Consider the following 20547-nt stretch of genomic DNA (forward strand, 5'->3'; position numbering starts at 1 on the left):
AGAGAATGGATCCCGTGCGCTACCGCATCCTCGGCACCACCCAGGCACTCCGGCCCGACGGCAGCCCCGTCCCGGTCGGCGGGGCGCGGCTGCGCGCGCTGCTGACCGTGCTCGCCCTGCGGGCCGGCCGCGCCCTGCCCGTCGGCCTGCTGGTCGAGGAGGTGTGGGACGGCGCCCCGCCCGCCGACGCCCCGGCCGCCGTGCAGGCTCTGGTCGGACGGCTGCGCCGGGTCCTCGGCGCCGACGCCGTCGCCTCCGCCGAGGGCGGCTACCGGCTCGCCGCCGCCCCCGACGACATCGACCTGCACCGGTTCGAGCGGCTCACCGGCGAGGGCACCCGCGCGCTCGCCGACGGCGACCCCGCCAAGGCCGCCGTCGTCCTCGACGACGCCCTCGCCCTGTGGCGCGGCCCCGCCCTCGCCGACCTGCCCGACCGCACCGCCGAGGCGGCCCGCTGGGAGGCCAGGCGCCTGGACGCCCTGCGCGCCCGGCACACCGCCGCCCTCGCCCTCGGCCACGCCGAGCAGGCGCTGCCCGAGCTGACCGCCCTGTGCGACAGCCACCCGCTCGACGAACCCCTCCAGGCGCTGCGGCTGCGCGCGCTGCGCGAGGCGGGCCGCTCCGCCGAGGCGCTGGCCGCCTACGACGAGGTGCGCAGGCTCCTCGCCGACCGGCTCGGCTCCGACCCGGGGCCCGAACTGCGCGCCCTGCACGCGGAGCTGCTCGACACCGGCGCCGCGCCCCCGGCCGGGGCGCCGGGCGCCGGGCCCGTCCCCGGCAACCTCCGCGCCCGTCTCACCTCCTTCGTCGGACGCGAGGCCGACATCGAGACCATCGGGCAGGACCTCGCCGCGGCCCGCCTGGTCACGCTGCTGGGGCCCGGTGGCGCAGGGAAGACCCGGCTCTCCCAGGAGGCCGCCGAGAGCGCCCGGCGGACCGCGCGGGACGGCCTGTGGTTCGCCGAACTGGCACCCGTCGACGACCCGGCCGCCGTCCCCGAGGCGGTGCTCACCGCCGTCGGCGCCCGCGAGACGGTCCTGTACGGCGCGGGCGCCGACGCGCTGCGGGCCGGTGGCGACCGGCACGACGACCCGGTGGACCGGCTCGCCGAGCACTGCGGACGGCGCCGGATGCTGCTCGTCCTCGACAACTGCGAGCACGTCGTCGACGCGGCCGCCCGGCTCGTCGAGGAGCTGCTGGAACGCTGCCCCGAGCTGACCGTCCTCGCCACCAGCCGCGAACCCCTGGGAGTGCCGGGGGAGTTGCTGCGTCCGGTGGAACCACTGCCCGAGCCGGTCGCGCTGCGGCTGCTCGCCGACCGGGGCGCCGCCGCCCGCCCCGGCTTCCGCGTCGACGCCGACGAGGAGACCGCCCGCGCCTGCGCGGAGATCTGCCGCCGTCTCGACGGCCTGCCGCTCGCCATCGAACTGGCCGCGGCCCGGCTGCGGATGCTCACCCCCCGCCAGATCGCCGACCGCCTCGACGACCGCTTCCGCCTGCTGACCTCCGGCAGCCGCACCGTGCTGCCGCGCCAGCAGACCCTGCGCGCCGTCGTCGACTGGTCCTGGGACCTCCTGGACGCGGACGAACGGGCCGTGCTCTGCGGCCTTTCGGTGTTCGCGGGCGGCTGCGACCTGCCCGCGGCCGAGGCCGTCCGCGGCCCGGCCGCCCTGGAGTCGCTGGGCACGCTCGTCGACAAGTCCCTGGTGGTGGCGGCCCCTTCGGACGACGGCGCGATGCGCTACCGGCTCCTGGAGACCGTCGCCGAGTACGCGGGCGAACGGCTCGACGAGTCCGGGGGCCGGGCCGAGGCGGAGCGCGCCCACCTGGTCTACTACCGCGAACTGGCCCGCACCACCGACGCGGCGCTGCGCGGCGCCGGGCAGCTCGCCGCCGTCAGGACGCTGGAGCGGGAGTACGAGAACCTGCGCACCGCGCTGCGGCACGCCGTCGTCACCGGGTCCGAGCAGGACGCGATCTGCCTCGTCCTGTCGCTCGCCTGGTACTGGCAGATGCGCGACCTGCGGATCGAGGCCCGCAACTGGTCCCAGGACATCATCACGCTCGGCCCCGACCCCTTCGACGGCACCGCGGGCCGCGCCGAGCCGCTCTGGGAGCGCTGCACGGACACCGCGCCGCCCTGGAGCGGCGCGGTCCTCGCGGAGGCCAGGCGCGGTCTGCACCTCGTCCATCTCGCCTGCATGGACACCGAGTTGGACGCCTGGCAGAGCGACGCCGCCCGGGACAGGCTGGCCGCGATCGCCGCGACCTACGAGCCGGGCATGCCGCAGACCTGCCGCATCCCGGGCTCGTACTGGTTCTTCGCCGTCATGCTCACCCGCGACATGGCGGGCGTGCGCGAGATCGTCGACGCCACCGTCCGCACCTGCCGCGCCACCCCCGGGTACGAGTGGGAGCTGGCCGCCGGTCTCCAGATGCGGGCCAACATCCTCGCCAACCGCTCCGACTGGGCGGGCAGCGCGACCCGGGACGCCGACGAGGCGCTGGAGATCTACCGGCGCCTGGGCGACCGCTGGGGCACCGCGGAGGCGCTCTCGGCGCGCGGTGAGTCCCACGAGCGCAAGGGGGAGTGGGCGCGGGCCGCCGCCGACTACCGGTCCGCCATGGAGCACGCCGAGCACCTCGGTGCCCGCGCCCAGATCGCGGTCCTGGAGTCCCGGCTGGGCAGCGCGCTGCTGGAGGGCGGCGACATCGAGCGGGGCGAGCGGATGCTGCGGGAGGTGATCGACCGGAGCGACGGGTTCGCCAACCAGGCGATGCCCGCGGCCCGGCTGTTCCTCGCGGGCTGGCTCGGCATGACCGGCCGCATCGGCGAGGCCCGCGAGCAACTGCGGCTGCTGCGCAACGAGTTCGGCATCGCCCACTTCGTCGTCTTCGACGCCCTGATCCTCGGCGCGGAGTCCTGCCTGGAGATCGCCGACGAGCGCTGGGAACCGGCCCTGGAGAAGGCGCGGGCGGCGCTCGCCGGTTCGGAGGACCCGCTCTCCATGACGCTCGCCCCCCAGATGCCCGCCTTCTACCTGACCGTCGCGGCCTCCGCGCTCGCGGCGCTCGACGGCGGCGGCCGGGCCGGGGACGCCGCCCGCTGCCTGGGCGCGGCCGACGCGGACCTTCAGCCGGGGCACGTCAGGAACAGCCTGGAACGGGACGTCTACGAGCGGGCGGTGCGCCGCACCCGGGCGGTCCTGGGCGAGGCGGAGTACGCGGCCGGGTACGCCGAGGGCGGCGGCCTCTCCGTCCGGGAGGCCGCCGCCCTGGTCTGACGAGCCGTCAGGGTCAACTCTTGGTGCGGAATTTGTGGATCGCGATCGGCGCCATCACCGCGGTGATCGCCACCGACCAGCCGAGGGTGATCCACAGGTCGTGGGCGACCGGGCCGCCCACCATCAGACCGCGCGCCGCGTCGGCCAGCGTGGAGAGCGGGTTGTAGTCGGTGAAGTGCTGGAGCCAGCCCGGCATCGACTGGGTCGGCGCGAAGATCGACGAGCCGAACTGGAGCGGGAACAGCACCAGGAAGCCCATCGCCTGCACGGACTGCGCGCTCTTCAGGACCACGCCCAGGGTGAGGAACACCCACATGATCGACGAGGCGAACACGGTGGAGAGCGCGACCGCGCCGAGCAGCCCGGTCCAGCTCGTGATGTGGAAGCCGACCAGCACGGCGACGATCATCAGCACGGCCGTCGCGAAGAGCATCCGCGTCAGCTCCACCGAGATCTTCGCGAACAGCACCGAGCCGCGTCCGATCGGCAGCGACCGGAACCGGTCCATGACACCGGAGTTGAAGTCCTGGCTGAACCCGGTGCCGACGCCCTGCGACAGCGTCATGCTCATCATCGCGATCATGCCGGGGATGACGTACTGCACGTAGCCGTCCTGGCCGCCGCCCAGGGCCTGTCCGATCGAGCCGCCGAAGACGTACACGAACAGCAGGGTGAAGACGATCGGCATCAGCAGCGCGTCGAACATCGACTCGGGGTCCTGCCGGATCCACAGCAGGTTGCGGCGGATCAGGGCGCCGGTGTGGCGCAGGTGCCCGCGCAGCGGGATGCGGGCGTCGGCGGTGCCGGGCGGGGTGACGGTGGCGGCGCTCATACGGCGACCTCCTCGCGGGTCTCGGCGGGCACGGTGTCCTGCGGGGCACTGGCGCGGTGGCCGGTGAGCGACAGGAACACCTCGTCCAGGCTGGGCAGTTCGGTGGTGATGGAGCCGATCGTGACGCCGAGCGCGGTGACCGCGCCGACCACCGCGGTGAGCTGGTCGTCGCTGAGGATCGGGACCAGGCAGCTCCCGGTCTCGGTGTCGACGACGGTGCTGGCGAGCCCGGTGATGCCGAGGCCGTCGAGGTGGGCGGCGAGCGCGCGCAGCCGCAGCGGATCGGCGGGCCGCACCCGCAGGGTCCGGCCGCCGACCTTCGCCTTCAGGTCGTCGATGGCGCCGCCCGCGATGACCTTGCCGCGGTCCACGACGGTCAGCTCGGAGGCGAGCTGCTCGGCCTCCTCCATGTACTGGGTGGTCAGCAGCACGGTGACGCCCTCGCCGACCATCGACGTGACCTCGGCCCACACCTCGTTGCGGGTGCGCGGGTCGAGACCGGTGGTGGGCTCGTCGAGGAAGAGGACCTGGGGGCGCCCGATCATCGAGGCGGCGAGGTCGAGGCGGCGCCGCATGCCGCCGGAGTAGGTGGACGTCGGGCGCTTGGCGGCCTCGGTGAGGGAGAACCGCTCCAGCAGCTCGTCGGCGCGGGCCCGCGCGGTCTTGCGGGGCAGATCGAGCAGCCGCCCGATCATGTACAGGTTCTCCCAGCCGGGCAGCTTCTCGTCGACCGAGGCGTACTGCCCGGTCAGACCTATCACCCGGCGCAGCTGCCGCGGCTGTCGCAGCACGTCGTACCCGGCCACGGTGGCCGAGCCGGTGTCCGGGGTGATCAGGGTGGAGAGGATGCGCACCAGGGTGGTCTTGCCCGCCCCGTTGGGTCCGAGCACACCCATCACGGTGCCCTCGCGCACGTCCAGGTCGACACCGTCCAGCGCCCTGGTCTCGCCGTAGTGCTTGACCAGCCCCCGTACGGTGACAGCGCTCCCCGCGCCGCTGGGGTTGTCGTCGATTCGCGTCATGGGGCACAGACTGGCAGCGCCGACCGACAAACGACCGACAGCGGACCTACAGCGACCCGCCGGCCACCGACAGGGGGGCGGACGGCGGCGCGGCCCGCCGGTGGGGGAAGTCCGGCGGGCCGCTCCGTGCCGCAGTGGATCAGTGGACGGAGTTCTCCTCCGCCGGGAACGCGCCGCCGACCACGTCGTCGGCGAAGGCGCGCACCGCGTCGCCCATCACCTCGCGCAGCCCGGCGTACTTCTTGACGAACTTCGGCACCCGGCCCGGGGTCAGCCCCATCATGTCGGTCCAGACCAGGACCTGGGCGTCGGTGTCGGGGCCCGCGCCGATCCCGACGGTCGGGATGTGCAGCACCGAGGTGACCTCGGCCGCCAGCTCGGCGGGCACCAGCTCAAGGACGACCGCGAACGCGCCCGCGTCCTGCACGGCCTTCGCGTCCCGCAGGAGTTGCTGCGCGGCCTCCTCGCCGCGGCCCTGCACCCGGTAGCCCATGGCGTTCACGGACTGCGGGGTGAGGCCGATGTGCGCCATGACCGGGATGCCGGACTCGACGAGCAGCTCGATCTGCCGGTGCGAGCGCTCACCGCCCTCCAGCTTGACGGCGCCCACCCCGGCCTCCTTGACCAGCCGGGTCGCCGAGCGCAGCGCCTGCACCGGGCCCTCCTGGTAGGAGCCGAAGGGGAGGTCGCCGACGATCAGCGAGCGCCGGGTGCCGCGGACCACCGCGGCGGCCAGCATCGTCATCTCGTCGAGGGTGACGGGCACGGTGCTCTCGTACCCGAGGTGGCAGTTGCCCGCCGAGTCGCCGACGAGCAGGACCGGGATGCCGGTCTCGTCGAAGACGGACGCGGTCATCGCGTCGTAGGCGGTGAGCATGGGCCACTTCTCGCCGCGCTCCTTGGCGAGGGTGATGTCGCGCACGGTGATGCGACGTGTGCCCTTGCCCCCGTACAGCGCCTTGCCGCTGTCGGAGGGCTTGTCGTGGGCAGCCGAAAGCTGCGTCATCGCAACGGCTCCTTCAAGTCATCTCGAGGCACCCTGACGGCGTCCCCGGATCTCCTCCATGGTGGCATCCCGGGTGGCGCGCTGCCAGACCGGTGCGCGCGAGGTCGGTCACCCCGGGGCCTACGACCGGCGGCCTAGGTCCGATTCCAAGGATCGGGCAAAGGTTCGACGGCACTCCGTAAAGGATTTCCAATACGAGACGGTTCCGTATTGGAATTGCTTCTAGGGTCGTGCCCATGACTACTCCTGCCGACCGGGTCGGCGAAGCCCCCCGGATACCCGAGGCGGTGCACCGGCGCCGCTGGGCGATCCTCGGCGTGCTGATGCTGAGCCTGCTGATCGTGGTGCTCGACAACTCGATCCTGAACGTCGCCGTCAAGACGATCTCCACCCCCGCGCCCACCGGACTGGGCGCCACCCAGAGCCAGTTGGAGTGGGCGATCAACGCCTACACCCTCGTCTTCGCGGGCCTGCTGTTCAGCGCCGGGCTCCTCGGCGACCGGCTCGGCCGCAAGAAGATCCTGCTCGGCGGCCTCGTCGTGTTCGGCCTCGGCTCCGCCCTCGCCGCCGAGTCCGGCACGCCCGCCCAGCTCATCGCGTTCCGCGCGGTCATGGGCCTGGGCGCCGCGTTCGTGATGCCGGCGACCCTCGCCGTCCTCATGAACGTCTTCGAGCGCGAGGAGCAGCCCAAGGCCATCGGCATCTGGGCGGGCGGCGTCGGCCTCGCCATCGCCATCGGCCCGATCACCGGCGGCGTCCTCCTCGACCACTTCTGGTGGGGCTCGGTCTTCCTCATCAACGTGCCGATCGTGCTGATCGCGCTCGTCCTGATGGTGTGGCTGGTGCCCGACTCCCGCGACCCGCGCCCCGGCCGGATCGACCCGGTCGGCGTCGTGCTCTCCGTCGTCGGCCTGGTCCTGCTCGTCTACGGCATCATCAAGGGCGGCGAACTCGCCGACTTCACCGACGCCAAGGTGCTGTCGACCATCGGCGCGGGCATCGCCGTCCTCATCGCCTTCGTGGTGTTCGAGAAGCGCAGCGACCACCCCTCGCTGGACGTCACCTACTTCCGCAACAAGGTCTTCTCGGCCGCCATGGCCGCCATCGCGCTGGTCTTCTTCGCGCTGATGGGCGTCACCTTCTTCGCCGTCTTCTACACCCAGAGCGTGCGCGGCTACACGCCGTTGCAGACCGGCCTGCTGATGCTCCCGCTGGCCGTCGCGCAGCTCATCTTCGCGCCGCGCGCCCGGCTGGTCGTCGACCGGTTCGGCAACCGGGCCACCACCACCGCCGGAATGCTGATCATCGCCGCGATGCTGGCCGCCTTCGCCACCCTCGACGCGAAGACCCCGATCTGGCTCCTGGAGGTCATCTTCTTCCTCATGGGCACCGGCATGGCGCACATCATGACGCCGACCAGCGTCGTCATCATGCAGGCCCTGCCCCGCGAGAAGGCGGGCTCCGCGTCCGCGCTCAGCAACACCTTCCGGCAGGTCGGCGGCGCGCTCGGCATCGCCGTCCTCGGCTCGGTGCTCTCCACCGCCTACCGCAACGGCATCGAGGGCAGCCTCGGCGCCCTCCCGGCCGGGCTGCGCGGCACCGCGGGCGAGTCCATCGAGGCCACCCTCGGCATCGCCGAGAAGCTCGGCCCGCGCGGCGCGGCCCTGGTCACCCCGGCCCACGACGCCTTCCTGCACGCGATGCACGTCACCGCCGTCTGGGGCGCGGGCGTCGCGCTCGTCGGCGCCGTCGTGGTGGCCCTCTTCCTGCCCGGCAGGCCGCAGGCCCGCCCGCAGGACGCCGACGAGAAGGAGCTGGCCGCCGCCCGGGAGTGACGGTTCGCCGGCACCGGCGCACGGGGGACAATCGCTCCACGTCGAGGAAGGGACGCAAGGGTGAGCCTGGCCGACAGCGCAGCCGAATCCGGTGGCCCCGCACGCGGACGCCCCCGCAGCGAGGCAGCCGAACGGGCCATCGTCGAGGGCGTGATGAAGCTCCTGGAGGACGGCGTCCCGCTCGCCGAGCTGTCCATCGAGCGCATCGCCAGGACCGCGGGCGTCGGCAAGGCCACCATCTACCGGCGCTGGCCGGGCAAGGAGGAACTCTTCGTCGACGTCGTCCGGTGCGCCGAGCCCGCCGACCCGGAGCTGCCCGGCACCTCGATGCGGGACGACCTCGTCGCCGTCCTCGAACAACTGCGCAGACGGGGTCTGGTGAGCCGCTCCTCGGTCCTGCTGCACAACGTGTTCGCGCAGATGAAGAGCAGCCCCAAGGTCTGGAAGGCCTACCACGCGGCGGTCGTCGACCCGCGGCGCAGACTCCAGCTGGAGATCCTGCGCCGCGGCCAGGCGGCCGGTGAACTCCGCGCCGACGTCGACATCGACCTCCTCAACGACTGCTTCGTCGGTCCCATGCTGGTGCGCACGGTGATGCGCCCGGACGCCGAACTGCCCGCCGGACTCTCCGAGCAGATCGTCGACACCCTGCTCGCCGGACTACGCCCCGTCAGTTCGCCCAGCGCGTAGCGCCGCTGTGAGCGTTGTGTCACAGAGCGCTGTTTCCCCGCCGCGGACGGAACTCCCGGCACCCGTCCGTTCGTCCTTTGCCCGTACGGCCGTCATGGGACGGCGGAACGGACCCGATCATCCCCTAGGGTCTTCAGGACACGGGGGGACGGACGGCATGCACGGCAGGCAGTGAGGCGACGGTATGGCGCAACAGGCGTACGTGACGGAGACGGACGACGGCGGCTCGGGTCCCGAGCGCCGGGTGACCCGGTTCCGGCGCCTGGTGTCCCGCGGGGTGTCCGGCTGGCGCGGCGACCCCCGGATCTGGCGGCGCGGCCTGGTGCTCGCGGCGATCGCGGCGGTCCTCGCGCTGGTGATGGTGCTGCACGCGCAGATCCCCAACCGGATCGGCAACCTCGGCAGCCTCACCGAGACGTTCCTGCCCTGGATCGGCGTACTCGTGGTGCTGCTGCTCCTGCTCGCCCTGGTGCGCAGGTCGGCGACGGCGCTGATCGCCGTGGTGCTGCCCGGGGCGGTCTGGCTGAACCTCTTCGGCGGGCTCCTGTTCGACAAGGCCGAGGGCGCGGGCACCTCCGGCGACCTCACGGTGGCCACCCACAACGTCAACGCCGACAACGCCGACCCGTCCGGCACCGCCCGCGACGTGGCCGCCTCCGGCGCCGACGTGGTCGCCCTGGAGGAACTCTCCACCTCGGCCGCCCCGGTCTACGTGAAGGCCCTCGCCTCCACCTACCGCTACCACTCGGTGCAGGGCACCGTCGGGCTCTGGAGCAAGTACCCGATGACCGGCGTGAAGTCCGTCGACATCAAGCTCGGCTGGACCCGCGCGATGCGCGCCGCCGTGGACACCCCCGAGGGCGCCGTCGCCGTCTACGTCGCCCACCTGCCCTCGGTGCGGGTGAAGCTGGAGGCCGGGTTCACCGCCCGGCAGCGCGACACCAGCGCCGACGCCCTGGGCGAGGCGATCGCCGACGAGCCGCTCTCCCGGAAAATCCTCCTCGGCGACCTGAACGGCACCATGAACGACCGCTCCCTCAACGGCGTCACCTCGCAGCTCCGCTCCACCCAGGGCGCCGCGGGCAACGGGTTCGGGTTCAGCTGGCCCGCCGCGTTCCCGATGGCCAGGATCGACCAGATCATGGTCAAGGACGTGGAGCCCATCACCTCCTGGACGCTGCCGAGGACCGGGAGCGACCACCTCCCGGTGGCTGCCCGTGTGAAGCTCGACACGGACTCGTAACCCGCCGGAATACTGAGCCTGGGAGGCTTTGTTCCGTCCCTGAACATACAGAGACGGAACGCACTACCGGAAAGGCTCAGGCACTTCATGCCCCTGGCCCTGCTCGCCCTCGCCGTGGGCGCCTTCGGCATCGGCACCACCGAATTCGTCATGATGGGGCTGCTGCCGGACGTCGCGGACGACCTGCACACCTCCCTCCCCACCGCGGGACACCTGGTCTCGGCCTACGCGCTCGGCGTCGTCATCGGCGCGCCGCTGCTCGCCGCCGTCACCGCGCGGATGTCCCGCCGCACGGTTCTCATCGGCCTGATGGTCCTGTTCGTCGTGGGCAACGCGCTCTCCGCGCTCGCGCCCGACCAGCACACCCTGCTCGCCGCCCGCTTCCTCAGCGGTCTCCCGCACGGCGCCTTCTTCGGCGTCGGCGCGGTCGTCGCCACCGGCCTGGTGGCACCGGAACGCCGGGCCCGCTCGGTCTCCCTGATGTTCCTCGGCCTGACGATCGCCAACATCGCCGGAGTCCCCGCGGCCACCCTGGTCGGCCAGCACCTCGGCTGGCGGGCCGCCTTCCTCGGCGTCGGCGCGATCGGCCTGCTCGCCATCACGGCGCTCGCCCTGCTCATCCCGCACGACCGCGCGCACGCCCCCGCCGCCGGCCTGCGCGGCGAACTCGCCGCGCTGCGCTCGCTGCCGGTCTGGCTCGCGCTCGGCACCACGGTCGCCGGGTTCGGCGCGCTCTTCGCCGCCTACAGCTACATCGCGCCGATGCTCACCGACGCGGCCGGGTTCGCCGCGGGCAGCGTCACCGTGCTGCTCGCCCTCTTCGGCGTCGGCGCGACCATCGGCAACCTGGCGGGCGGACGCCTCGCCGACCACGCCGTGCGCGGCACCCTCTTCGGCGGCCTGACGTCCCTCGTGGTCGTCCTCGCCCTGTTCCCGGTCCTGATGCGGGCCGAGTGGAGCGCGGCGCTCGCCGTGGTGCTGCTGGGCGCGGCGGCCTTCGTCACCGGCTCGCCCCTGCAGCTCATGGTGATGGAGAAGGCCGCGACGGCGCCCTCCCTCGCCTCCTCCGCCAACCAGGCGGCCTTCAACCTCGCCAACGCGGGCGGCGCCTGGATCGGCGGCCTGGCCCTCGCGGCGGGCTTCGGGACGACGTCCCCGGCCCTGGCGGGCGCGGCCCTCGCGGTGCTCGGCCTCGCGGTGGCGGCGACGGCGGCGGTCGTGGACCGGCGGAGGGCCGTACCGGGCCGCGAACGCGTGGTGGCCGCGCACCTGCCGCACCACCAGGAACGAACCCACCAGCCCAACTGACCGCCCGCGCACAACCGGTGAGGCCGGGGACATCCGCTCCCCGGCCTCATGTGCTGCCCGGGGCACCTGCTACCTGACCGCACCCTCCGTGGCCCCGCCCCACCCCGCGCCCATCCAGCGGACCCCCCGGTCCATCGGGTGGGCGCTCGGGCTTACGGCAGTCCATTTGGACTGATACGTTTCGACCATGTCGCGTCGCGCCCTCGACAACCCCATCGTCCTCGCGGTGCTGGGCCTGCTGCTCGAAGGGCCCGCGCACCCGCACCGGATGCTCGCCGCACTGCGCGAACGCAGCGACCACCACGCGGCCGCGATCACCCGGGGCACCCTCTACAACACCGTCGCCGCCCTGACCGGGGCGGGCTGGCTCGCCCCACGGGCCAGGGAACGCTCGGGGAACCGCCCGGAGCGGACCGTCTACGCCCTCACGGAGGACGGCCGGCGCGAACTCGTCCGGCGGCTCGACTCCCAGATCCGCACCCCGGAACGGGAGTTCCCCCGTTTCCTGGGCGCGGTCGCCCACCTCGGCGCCCTCGGCACGGACGGCGCCGCGGACGCCCTCACCGAGCGGCTGCGGCGGCTGCGCTCGCGCACGGCCGCCGACGAGGAGCGCCTAGCGGCGGCCCTGGCGGCCGGGGTGCCCCGCCTGCACGTCATCGAGGCCGAGTACGCGCTCAGCCTCGCGCGCGCCGAGGCGGCCTGGATCGCGTCGGTCGTCGAGGAGCTGCGCACCGGCTCCCTGGCGCCGCCCACCGGCCCGGCGCCGACCTCCACACCCCCGTGACGCCGTACCGAAAGGAATCGGACGAGTGACACCGACCACGCATGACGGCCTCCTCTTCGGGATCTACCCGGGCGGAGCCGCCGGTGACGACACCGGGGGCCTGGCCCAGGGCCCGCCCGACGACCCGGCCCGGGTGTCGTACCTGCTCGACCGCCTCCAGGGCAGGCCGGGCCGCCCGTTCCTGGTCCGCGCCTACACCGCCTTCGACGACATCACCCGCCCCGGCGGACCGCACGCCACCGCGGCCCCGGCCGACGCCGCCCGGTACGCCGTCCGCGGCCGCCGTCTCGACCTGGTGGCGCAGTACCGGTCCCTGACCGGTGACGTCGACGGCTACTGCGCCTTCCTGTGCGAGCTGGTCGAGCAGTACGGCGCGGTCACCGACACGCTCCAGGTGGCCGAGGAACCCGACGTCACGTCCAACCCGGTGCTGGACGGCTGCTACCCGCGGGTGCGCGAGGCGATCGTGCGCGGGGTGCCCGCCGCGCGTGCCCGCGCCCGCGAACTCGGCCACACGCACCTGCGGTTCGGCTTCAACACCACCCCGCTCCTCGGCCCCGCGGCCTCCTTCGTCACCGAGCTGACCGGCCTCGGCGGAGCGGAGTTCACCGACGCCCTGGACTATGTCGGCCTGGACTTCTTCCCCGACGTCTTCCACCCCGTCGCCGCGTCCGACCTCGCGGGCGCCGTCGAGGGGCTGCTGCGCCACCACCGGGAGGCGGTGCTCGCGCCCGCGGGGCTCGGGCGGCTGCCGCTGCACATCACCGAGCACGGCTGGCCGACCGGACCCGGGCGCCCCGAGCACCGGCAGGCCGACGTCGTCGAGACCGTCGTCGAGGCGCTCGCCGCCCAGCGCGAGCGCCTCCACCTGAGCGGCTACACGCACTTCGCGCTCCGCGACGCCGACACCGCCAGGGCCGGTCTCTTCCACCGCTTCGGGCTCACCACCGACGACTACACGCCCAAGCCCGCCTTCGACTGCGTGCGGATGCTCGTCGAACGGTTCGGCGCCCCCGTGCCGGACCCGGTCTGAGCCGCCCCGGGCTCAGAGCGACTCGCGCCAGCCGTTGGTGATCGGCAGGCGGCGGTCCTTGCCGAACCCCTTCGGCGAGATCTTCGTGCCCGGCGGGTACTGGCGCCGCTTGTACTCCGCGGTGTCCACCATCCGCAGCGTCTTCGCGACGAGCTGCGGGTCGAACCCCGCCGCCACGATCGCGTCGGCGCCCTGGTCCCGGTCGACGTACAGCTCCAGGATCGCGTCCAGGACCGGGTAGTCGGGCAGCGAGTCCGTGTCGACCTGGCCGGGGCGCAGCTCCGCGCTGGGCGGCTTGGTGATCGAGTTCTCCGGGATCGGCGGGGTCTGCCCGCGCGCGGCGGCGGCCCGGTTGCGCCACTCGGCGAGCCGGAACACCGACGACTTGTAGACGTCCTTGATCGGACCGTAGGCGCCCACCGCGTCGCCGTACAGCGTGGAGTAGCCCACCGCCAGCTCGGACTTGTTGCCGGGCGCCAGCACGATGTGCCCCTCCTGGTTGGAGATCGCCATCAGCGTGGTGCCCCGCAGCCGGGCCTGGAGGTTCTCCTCGGCGAGCCCGGTCAGCCCCAGCGACTCCATGTACGCGTCGAACATCGGCGCGATCGGCACGGTGCGGAAGTTGAGCCCGGTCCGCCGGGCCAGCTCCGCCGCGTCGCCCTTCGAGTGGTCCGAGGAGTACTTGGACGGCATCGACACGCCGTGCACGTTCTCCGCGCCGAGCGCGTCGCAGGCGATGGCCGCCACGATCGCCGAGTCGATGCCGCCGGAGAGGCCGATCAGCACGGAGCGGAAGCCGTTCTTGACGACGTACGCCCGCAACCCGACGACCAGCGCCGAATAGATCTCCTCGTCGTCGTCCAGACGCTGCGCCTGGCCGCCGGGGACCTCCGGCGGGTAGGCCGGGACCGGGTCCGCGGAGAGCACGACCCGGTCGATCCGCAGCCCGTCGTCGACGGTGCCGGTCGGCGCGTCGGGCTCGGCGGCGGGCAGCTCCAGGTCCAGCACCACGCAGCCCTCCTCGAACTGCGGGGCCCGCGCGATCACTTCGCCGTCCCGGTCGACGACGATCGAGTCGCCGTCGAAGACCAGCTCGTCCTGGCCGCCCATCATCGCCAGGTAGGCGGTGGTGCAGCCGGCCTCCTGGGCGCGCTTGCGGACCAGTTCGAGCCGGGTGTCGTCCTTGTCGCGCTCGTAGGGGGAGGCGTTCACCGACAGCAGCAGTCCGGCCCGCGCCGAGCGCGCCGCGGGCACCCGGCCCCCGTCCTGCCAGAGGTCCTCGCAGATGGCCAGCGCCACGTCGACCCCGCGCACCCGCACCACCGGCAGGGTGTCGCCGGGCACGAAGTAGCGGAACTCGTCGAAGACGCCGTAGTTCGGCAGGTGGTGCTTGGCGAAGGTGAGGGCGACCTCACCGCCGTGCAGGACGGCCGCCGCGTTGCGCGGGGCACCGGCCGGCTGGCCGTAGCGGGGCTGGGCGGTGGCGGAGCGGTCGAGGTAGCCGACGACGACCGGCAGGTCGCCGAGGCCCTCCTCGGCGAGGCGCGCGGCGAGCGTGCGCAGGGCCGTGCGGCTGGCCTCGACGAAGGAGGAGCGCAGCGCCAGGTCCTCCACCGGGTAGCCGGTCAGCGCCATCTCGGGGAACGCCACGAGGTGGGCTCCCTGGGCGGCGGAGTGCCGGGTCCAGTCGAGGATCGTCTGGCTGTTCCGGGCGATGTCGCCGACCCGCGAGTCGATCTGGTTCAGGGCGAGACGAAGTTGAGGCACTCCGCCAGTGTAATCGTCAGAGCGACGCGATGGGGTGGCGCGGGGTGTGGTGCACCCCACGCCACCCCATCAGAGGCAGGCCGGCCGGCCGCTCAGTGGCGGCGGTACGAGTCGACGTAGCCCTTCGCGGGCGAGCCCACGCCGGTGACGTCGTCGTAGCCCTTCCTCGCCGACAGCGAGCTGTCCTTGCCGAGGCTGCGGACCGAGGTCAGCAGTCCCTCGGTGGCGTCGTAGCCGTTGGCGAAGTCCACCCGGGCCACCGCGAGACCCGAGCCGGTCGGGTTGTCGGTGACGTCGTGGTAGACCTTCGTGCCGTACTTGGCGTAGATCGCCGGGTTGGCGAAGCCGAGCGCCTTGCCGCCGCGCGCCTGCTGCGCCAGCGCCTGGACGGCCGCGACCACCGGGGCCGCGAGCGAGGTGCCGCCGATCCGGTACTCGGCGTACTGCTGCGACCCGTCGGGGAAGGTCTGGGTCTGGCCGACCCGGAAGCCGGTGTTCGGGTCGGCGATCGCCGCGATGTCCGGGACGACGCGGTTGCCGGCCGCGCTGCGGGCCCTGGCGAGCCGGTTCGGCACGACGCCCTTCTGGTAGAAGGGCTGGGCCACGGTCGCGCTGGTGCCGCCGCCCGCGCCCGAGGTGAACGCGCCGGGGAAGGCGGTCCAGCTCTTGCCGTCGGCCGACAGGCTCGCCTTCTGGGTGCCCCAGCCGGTCTCCCAGAGGTACGTGTCGCCCTTGCCGACGGCCAGCGAGGTGCCGCCGACCGCGGTCACCCACGCCGAGTCGGCCGGGGTGTCGACCTGCTTGGTGCCGGTGTTGGCGACCTCGTCGCCGTTGTCGCCCGAGGAGAAGTAGAAGCCGATGCCCTCGACCGCGCCGAACTGGAACACCTGGTCGTAGGCGGCGGCGAGGTCGGGCGTCTGGTTGGCCTCGATGTCGCCCCACGAGTTGGAGACGATGTCGGCGAGGTGGTTGTCGACGACCTTGCTGAGCGAGTCGAGCAGATCGTCGTCGTAGCAGGAGGCGGCGCCCACGTAGGTGACGTTCGCGGCGGGCGCGACCGCGTGCACGGCCTCGACGTCCAGGGTCTCCTCGCCGTACCAGCCGGACGCGTCGCACTCCTCGGTCCTGGTGTACCCGGACGGCAGCGACTGGCGGAGCTGGCCGGTCTTCCAGCCCGCGTCCCCGTGCTTCTTCGCGTAGGTGGCCGCGTCGTAGGCGATGGTCGGGGAGGCGTAGGCGTCGGTGATCGCGACCCGCACGCCCTGGCCGGTCCAGTCGCCCGCGCCGTACGCGGACCGGAGCTGCTTGCCGGTGTAGCCCTTCACGGCGTACGGGATCTTCTTGCCGTACGCGCTCGGCAGCGTGGTCGCCGTCTTCGAGCCGTAGTACGAGGAGAACGGTCCCGCGTTCTTGAACACCAGGCCGGGCTCGGGGAGCGTGTCGGCGTGGCGGGCCTTGTGGGGCGCGTTGTCCAGGCCTGTGACGGTCAGGACGGCGCCGTTCAGGCTCTCCGGCGCCGAGGCGGTCCCGGCCGGGGCGCGGTAGGTCCCCGCGCCCTTGGTGTAGGTGTGCAGCTGGGTGCCGAACGCCTTCTCGGCGGCGGCCACGTCGCCGGAGACGGAGACGTAGTGCGTGCTGACGCCGGTCACCTTCAGGCCCGCCGAGGTGAGCCACGAGCGGACGGCGGCCACCTGGGCCCCGGTGGCGCCGAAGCGGGAGCGGGTCTGCGCGGCGGTGAGGTATGTGCCGTAGGAGGCGGAGTCCGGGTCGGACACGGCCTTGGCGTAGGCCGCGAGCCCGGAGGCGTCCCGCCCCGCCAGATACACCCGGGCGGAGACCGGGGCGCCGTCCGGGGCGGCGCCCCGGTCCGCCTTCGCGGTGGCCCACGCGGGCTTGGTGCCGGCGATGGTGTCCCGGCCGGTGCTGTCCGCGGCGTGCGCCGCGGGGATGCCGAGCGCGAGCGCGCCGGCGAGCATCGGCAGTGTCGCCGCCATGCTCACTCCGGCGCGTATGTGGGCGCGGTTGGATCTCATAGAACCCCCTGCGATGCGGTTCTTCGCATGTGTGGTCGGCGGTGGTCCCTCCGGGTCCGCGCCGCGGCGGGGGCGCGGGAAAGGATCACGCGGTTGCGCACACTCTTGCGATGAACCGTTCATGCCAGGGGAATGCGGAAGCCAAGAGAAGCCCAAAGAAGCGTCAGACGGGGCGAATTGGGGCTTTCCTCCGGATGACGGCCATGACCGACGGCTACGAACGGGGCGCGGCGTGCCGGGCCTTGAGCAGATCGGCCATCAGCCGGATCTCCGACTCCTGCGCGTCGACCATGCCCTGCGCGAGCCGCTTCTCCACGCCGACCGTGCACTTGGCGACACAGCCCTCGGCCATGTGGATGCCGCCCTTGTGATGGTCCGTCATCAGCTGGAGGAAGAAGACCTCGGCCTTGCGCCCGTTGAGCGTGCCGAGCCGCTTCAGCTCCGTGTCGGTCGCCATCCCCGGCATCAGCGCCCCGTCCTCGCCGGAGACCATGCCGCCCATTCCCATCCAGGTCATCGGCGGGTCGGACGACACCTTCGGCAGCCCCCACAGGTCGAGCCAGCCCAGCAGCATGCCGCGCTGGTTGGCCTGGGTCTGCGCGATGTCGTACGCGAGCCGCCGCACCTCCTCGTCCCCGGTGCGGTCCCGCACGATGTACGACATCTCGACGGCCTGCTGGTGGTGGACCGCCATGTCCCGCGCGAACCCGGCGTCCGCCGAGTCCGCGGTCGGGGTCTTCGCCGGGCCGCCGCCGTCCTCGGCGACCGCGTACGTTATGGCGCCGGCCGCGACCAGCGCCACCGCCGCCGCCCCGGCGACCAGGCCCACCTGCCTCACTGCGACAGCCCTCCCGTGCACGCGGCGCCCGGCTCCGGGGTCTGCTCGCCCTGCACGAACTTCTCGAAGAACGCGTCGACGTCCGGGTCGCTCGCGCTCTTGACCGTCCGCTGGTGGCCCCACGCCGTCAGCATGATCGGGTCGGCCTGCTTGTCGTCCGGGCTCATCAGCGTGTACGGCGTCTTGCGCACCTTCGCCGCCAGCGCCTCGACGTCCGCCTTGGCCGCCTTGCCGGTGTACGTCACCCACACCGCGCCGTGCTCCAGCGAGTGCACCGCGTTCATGTTGTTCAGCGGCTTGGTGTAGACGTTGCCGTTGCAGTTCATCCAGACCTGGTCGTGGTCCCCGCCGACCGGCGGCTCGGTCGGGTACTGCACGGTCTTGGTGACGTGGTTGCGGCTCAGCGTGCCCTTCCAGGTCTTCACCCCGTCGGCGCCGGTCGTGAAGTGCCCGTCGGACTTGGCGTCGCTGGTCGCGCTGCCGCCGCCGTCGCCGTCGCCGTCGTCCCGGGACTGCGCGACGAGGACCACGCCGACGACCAGCGCGGCGACCGCCACGACGCTCCCGCCGATCGCCAGGACCCGGTTGCGTCGTTCCCGGGCCTGGTCGGCCCGCCGCATCTCCTCTATACGCGCCTTGCGTGCCGCGTTGCTGCTGTTCTTGGCCTTGGCGGAACCCATGAGGTGTGTCCTTCTGGGAAAAGGTGCCGATCGGGTCAACTGATCGTAAGGGGAATGATGGGGTCGGCCGCGGTCCGGGCGCGGGATTGACCAGAACTCCTGTGCGTGTCGTGCGGCCGCGCCCGGGGAGCGGGCCCCCGGGCCGGGCATTACGTACGGGGGTGCGAGCAGGCACTATGGGCGGTGGAGCGGTACACCCGCCGGACCCGAGGCGTTCACACCGGGGCCGGCTTCCGGATCATGGTCGGCAACGCGCATGAAATGGCGATGTGGTGGGATGCTCTGGTGCCCGACCGCCTTCCCGTGGTACGGGAGACAGGTGGCCTGACCAGCAAGGATGGGGAAGCGGAAGATGGACAAGCAGCAGGAGTTCGTGCTCCGGACCTTGGAGGAACGCGACATCCGGTTCGTACGGCTGTGGTTCACGGACGTGCTGGGCTTCCTGAAGTCCGTGGCCGTGGCCCCGGCCGAGCTGGAACAGGCATTCGACGAGGGGATCGGCTTCGACGGCTCCGCCATCGAGGGCTTCGCCCGCGTCTACGAGTCCGACATGATCGCCAAGCCGGACCCGTCCACCTTCCAGATCCTGCCCTGGCGTGCCGAGGCCCCCGGCACCGCCCGGATGTTCTGCGACATCCTCATGCCGGACGGCTCGCCGTCCTTCGCCGACCCCCGCTACGTCCTCAAGCGGGCCCTCACCCGCGGCTCCGACCTCGGCTTCACCTTCTACACCCACCCCGAGATCGAGTTCTTCCTGCTGAAGGACCGCCCGCTGGACGGCTCGCGGCCCACCCCCGCCGACAACTCCGGGTACTTCGACCACACCCCGCAGAACATCGGCATGGACTTCCGCCGCCAGGCGATCACCATGCTGGAGTCGATGGGCATCTCGGTCGAGTTCTCCCACCACGAGGGCGCCCCCGGCCAGCAGGAGATCGACCTGCGGTACGCCGACGCGCTCTCCACGGCCGACAACATCATGACGTTCCGCCTGGTCATGAAGCAGGTGGCGCTGGAGCAGGGGGTGCAGGCCACCTTCATGCCGAAGCCGTTCTCCGAGCACCCCGGCAGCGGCATGCACACCCACCTCTCCCTCTTCGAGGGCGACCGCAACGCGTTCTACGAGTCCGGCTCGGAGTACCAGCTCTCCAAGGTCGGCCGCTCCTTCATCGCCGGGCTGCTGCGGCACGCGGCGGAGATCTCCGCCGTCACCAACCAGTGGGTCAACTCCTACAAGCGCATCTGGGGCGGCTCGGAGCGCACGGCGGGCGCGGGCGGCGAGGCCCCCTCGTACATCTGCTGGGGCCACAACAACCGCAGCGCCCTGGTCCGGGTCCCGATGTACAAGCCCGGCAAGACCGGCTCGGCCCGGGTCGAGGTCCGCTCCCTGGACTCCGGCGCCAACCCCTACCTGTCCTACGCGGTCCTGCTGGCCGCGGGCCTCAAGGGCATCGAGGAGGGCTACGAGCTGCCGCCGGGCGCCGAGGACGACGTCTGGGCCCTCTCGGACGCCGAGCGCCGCGCGATGGGCATCGAGCCCCTCCCGCAGAACCTCGGCGAGGCCCTCACCCTGATGGAGCGCAGCGACCTGGTCGCGGAGACCCTGGGCGAGCACGTCTTCGACTTCTTCCTGCGCAACAAGAAGTCGGAGTGGGAGGAGTACCGCAGCGAGGTCACGGCCTTCGAGCTGCGGAAGAACCTGCCGGTGCTGTAGGGGCAGGTCAGAGCGTTTTTGTCGCTAGGCGCTCTTGGTTGGGCCGACTGTTGTGGACTGTCGGCCCAACGCGCTTTGCGGCCCCGGGGTCGTCTCTGGGCCGTCAGAAGGATCCCAGAATGGGAGTCCCTGCACGGTGCAGCTCACGCTGACAAGCGACCCGAAGCTGTGACGTAGCTGAGCGGCGCGTCCGCCGACCATGCCTGGCGGAGTGTTCGTCGCTCGACGGTCGCTTGTGGACCTATTGGTCCTGATCCCTTCCCACCGGACACGACCACTCACCGGCACACCCGTGACCAGCGCAGACCGCAGGTTGGAAAAGGCTCACTGATCGAAGGCGGCATCGGGGGCTCACGCTGACATCAGAGACCCACGTCTTGCCCGTGCACGACGTGACCGGAGCGGGACTGGGCCGTAACCGGGGCGTCGTCGGGCCGATCGGCCCCGCGTGGCCGGAGCCGAGCGACGCCCACGCCCG

At 72.6% G+C, this 20547-nt stretch carries 15 protein-coding genes; 8 read left to right on the top strand and 7 right to left on the bottom strand.

Going from position 1 to position 20547, the window contains the following annotated elements; translation table 11 throughout:
- Positions 1-5 precede the first annotated feature (5 nt).
- Positions 6-3284: a BTAD domain-containing putative transcriptional regulator gene (locus GA0115242_RS18060; RefSeq protein WP_093829685.1), complete on the top strand. Its 3279-nt coding sequence runs from the start codon at positions 6-8 to the stop codon at positions 3282-3284.
- Positions 3285-3297: 13 nt separating this feature from the next.
- Here the strand turns inward: GA0115242_RS18060 and GA0115242_RS18065 are convergent, their stop codons facing one another.
- From GA0115242_RS18065 to panB, 3 genes are all read right to left on the bottom strand, one after another.
- Positions 3298-4116, bottom strand: coding sequence for an ABC transporter permease (locus GA0115242_RS18065; protein WP_093829687.1), 819 nt, complete (start codon positions 4114-4116; stop codon positions 3298-3300).
- Positions 4113-5138 carry an ATP-binding cassette domain-containing protein gene (locus tag GA0115242_RS18070; RefSeq protein ID WP_093829689.1) on the bottom strand — a complete coding sequence of 342 codons (1026 nt, stop codon included), beginning with the start codon at positions 5136-5138 and terminating at the stop codon, positions 4113-4115. Before GA0115242_RS18070 ends, GA0115242_RS18065 begins: the two co-directional genes overlap by 4 nt.
- A 139-nt stretch (positions 5139-5277) precedes the next feature.
- Entirely contained in the window at positions 5278-6144 is an 867-nt protein-coding gene (panB, locus tag GA0115242_RS18075) for a 3-methyl-2-oxobutanoate hydroxymethyltransferase (RefSeq protein ID WP_093829691.1), read from the bottom strand.
- A gap of 236 nt (positions 6145-6380) precedes the next feature.
- Between panB and GA0115242_RS18080 the strand changes: the two genes are divergently transcribed.
- The 6 genes from GA0115242_RS18080 to GA0115242_RS18105 all read left to right on the top strand — a co-directional run bounded on the left by GA0115242_RS18080 (position 6381) and on the right by GA0115242_RS18105 (position 13037).
- Positions 6381-7979, top strand: coding sequence for an MFS transporter (locus GA0115242_RS18080; RefSeq protein WP_176729846.1), 1599 nt, complete (start codon positions 6381-6383; stop codon positions 7977-7979).
- A gap of 60 nt (positions 7980-8039) precedes the next feature.
- Positions 8040-8669, top strand: coding sequence for a TetR/AcrR family transcriptional regulator (locus tag GA0115242_RS18085; protein WP_093829695.1), 630 nt, complete (start codon positions 8040-8042; stop codon positions 8667-8669).
- 184 nt (positions 8670-8853) lie between these two features.
- Positions 8854-9912: an endonuclease/exonuclease/phosphatase family protein gene (locus GA0115242_RS18090; RefSeq protein ID WP_093829697.1), complete on the top strand. Its 1059-nt coding sequence runs from the start codon at positions 8854-8856 to the stop codon at positions 9910-9912.
- 87 nt (positions 9913-9999) lie between these two features.
- Positions 10000-11220, top strand: a complete 1221-nt coding sequence (locus tag GA0115242_RS18095) for an MFS transporter (RefSeq protein WP_093829699.1) — start codon at positions 10000-10002, stop codon at positions 11218-11220.
- Between the two features lie 187 nt (positions 11221-11407).
- The gene (locus tag GA0115242_RS18100) at positions 11408-12004 is read left to right on the top strand and encodes a PadR family transcriptional regulator (protein ID WP_093829701.1); all 597 of its coding nucleotides are present in this window, start codon (positions 11408-11410) and stop codon (positions 12002-12004) included.
- A gap of 25 nt (positions 12005-12029) precedes the next feature.
- Entirely contained in the window at positions 12030-13037 is a 1008-nt protein-coding gene (locus tag GA0115242_RS18105) for a hypothetical protein (protein WP_093829703.1), read from the top strand.
- Between the two features lie 12 nt (positions 13038-13049).
- Here GA0115242_RS18105 and GA0115242_RS18110 read toward each other — a convergent pair whose 3' ends face one another.
- The 4 genes from GA0115242_RS18110 to GA0115242_RS18125 all read right to left on the bottom strand — a co-directional run bounded on the left by GA0115242_RS18110 (position 13050) and on the right by GA0115242_RS18125 (position 18355).
- Entirely contained in the window at positions 13050-14804 is a 1755-nt protein-coding gene (locus tag GA0115242_RS18110) for an NAD+ synthase (protein WP_093829705.1), read from the bottom strand.
- Positions 14805-14896: 92 nt separating this feature from the next.
- Positions 14897-16798 carry a S53 family peptidase gene (locus GA0115242_RS18115; protein WP_237549143.1) on the bottom strand — a complete coding sequence of 634 codons (1902 nt, stop codon included), beginning with the start codon at positions 16796-16798 and terminating at the stop codon, positions 14897-14899.
- A gap of 253 nt (positions 16799-17051) precedes the next feature.
- Complete coding sequence (locus tag GA0115242_RS18120) at positions 17052-17675, bottom strand: DUF305 domain-containing protein (protein ID WP_093829709.1); 624 nt, start codon at positions 17673-17675, stop codon at positions 17052-17054.
- Positions 17672-18355, bottom strand: coding sequence for a DUF3105 domain-containing protein (locus GA0115242_RS18125; RefSeq protein ID WP_093829711.1), 684 nt, complete (start codon positions 18353-18355; stop codon positions 17672-17674). The genes GA0115242_RS18120 and GA0115242_RS18125 overlap by 4 nt, the downstream gene beginning before the upstream one ends.
- A 352-nt stretch (positions 18356-18707) precedes the next feature.
- Here GA0115242_RS18125 and glnA point away from each other — a divergent pair, with 352 nt between their 5' ends.
- Complete coding sequence (glnA, locus tag GA0115242_RS18130) at positions 18708-20069, top strand: type I glutamate--ammonia ligase (protein ID WP_093829713.1); 1362 nt, start codon at positions 18708-18710, stop codon at positions 20067-20069.
- Positions 20070-20547 lie beyond the last annotated feature (478 nt).

The organism is Streptomyces sp. SolWspMP-5a-2, assembly GCF_900091845.1.
In the GTDB taxonomy this organism is placed as follows: domain Bacteria; phylum Actinomycetota; class Actinomycetes; order Streptomycetales; family Streptomycetaceae; genus Streptomyces; species Streptomyces doudnae.

Coding starts and splice junctions, on each gene's coding strand:
- GA0115242_RS18095 (WP_093829699.1), top strand. CDS start 10,000: ATGCCCCTGGCCCTGCTCGCCCTCGCCGTGGGCGCCTTCGGCATCGGC.
- panB (WP_093829691.1), bottom strand. CDS start 6,144: ATGACGCAGCTTTCGGCTGCCCACGACAAGCCCTCCGACAGCGGCAAG.
- GA0115242_RS18125 (WP_093829711.1), bottom strand. CDS start 18,355: ATGGGTTCCGCCAAGGCCAAGAACAGCAGCAACGCGGCACGCAAGGCG.
- GA0115242_RS18065 (WP_093829687.1), bottom strand. CDS start 4,116: ATGAGCGCCGCCACCGTCACCCCGCCCGGCACCGCCGACGCCCGCATC.
- GA0115242_RS18060 (WP_093829685.1), top strand. CDS start 6: ATGGATCCCGTGCGCTACCGCATCCTCGGCACCACCCAGGCACTCCGG.
- GA0115242_RS18070 (WP_093829689.1), bottom strand. CDS start 5,138: ATGACGCGAATCGACGACAACCCCAGCGGCGCGGGGAGCGCTGTCACC.
- GA0115242_RS18080 (WP_176729846.1), top strand. CDS start 6,381: ATGACTACTCCTGCCGACCGGGTCGGCGAAGCCCCCCGGATACCCGAG.
- GA0115242_RS18100 (WP_093829701.1), top strand. CDS start 11,408: ATGTCGCGTCGCGCCCTCGACAACCCCATCGTCCTCGCGGTGCTGGGC.
- glnA (WP_093829713.1), top strand. CDS start 18,708: ATGGACAAGCAGCAGGAGTTCGTGCTCCGGACCTTGGAGGAACGCGAC.
- GA0115242_RS18090 (WP_093829697.1), top strand. CDS start 8,854: ATGGCGCAACAGGCGTACGTGACGGAGACGGACGACGGCGGCTCGGGT.
- GA0115242_RS18115 (WP_237549143.1), bottom strand. CDS start 16,798: ATGGCGGCGACACTGCCGATGCTCGCCGGCGCGCTCGCGCTCGGCATC.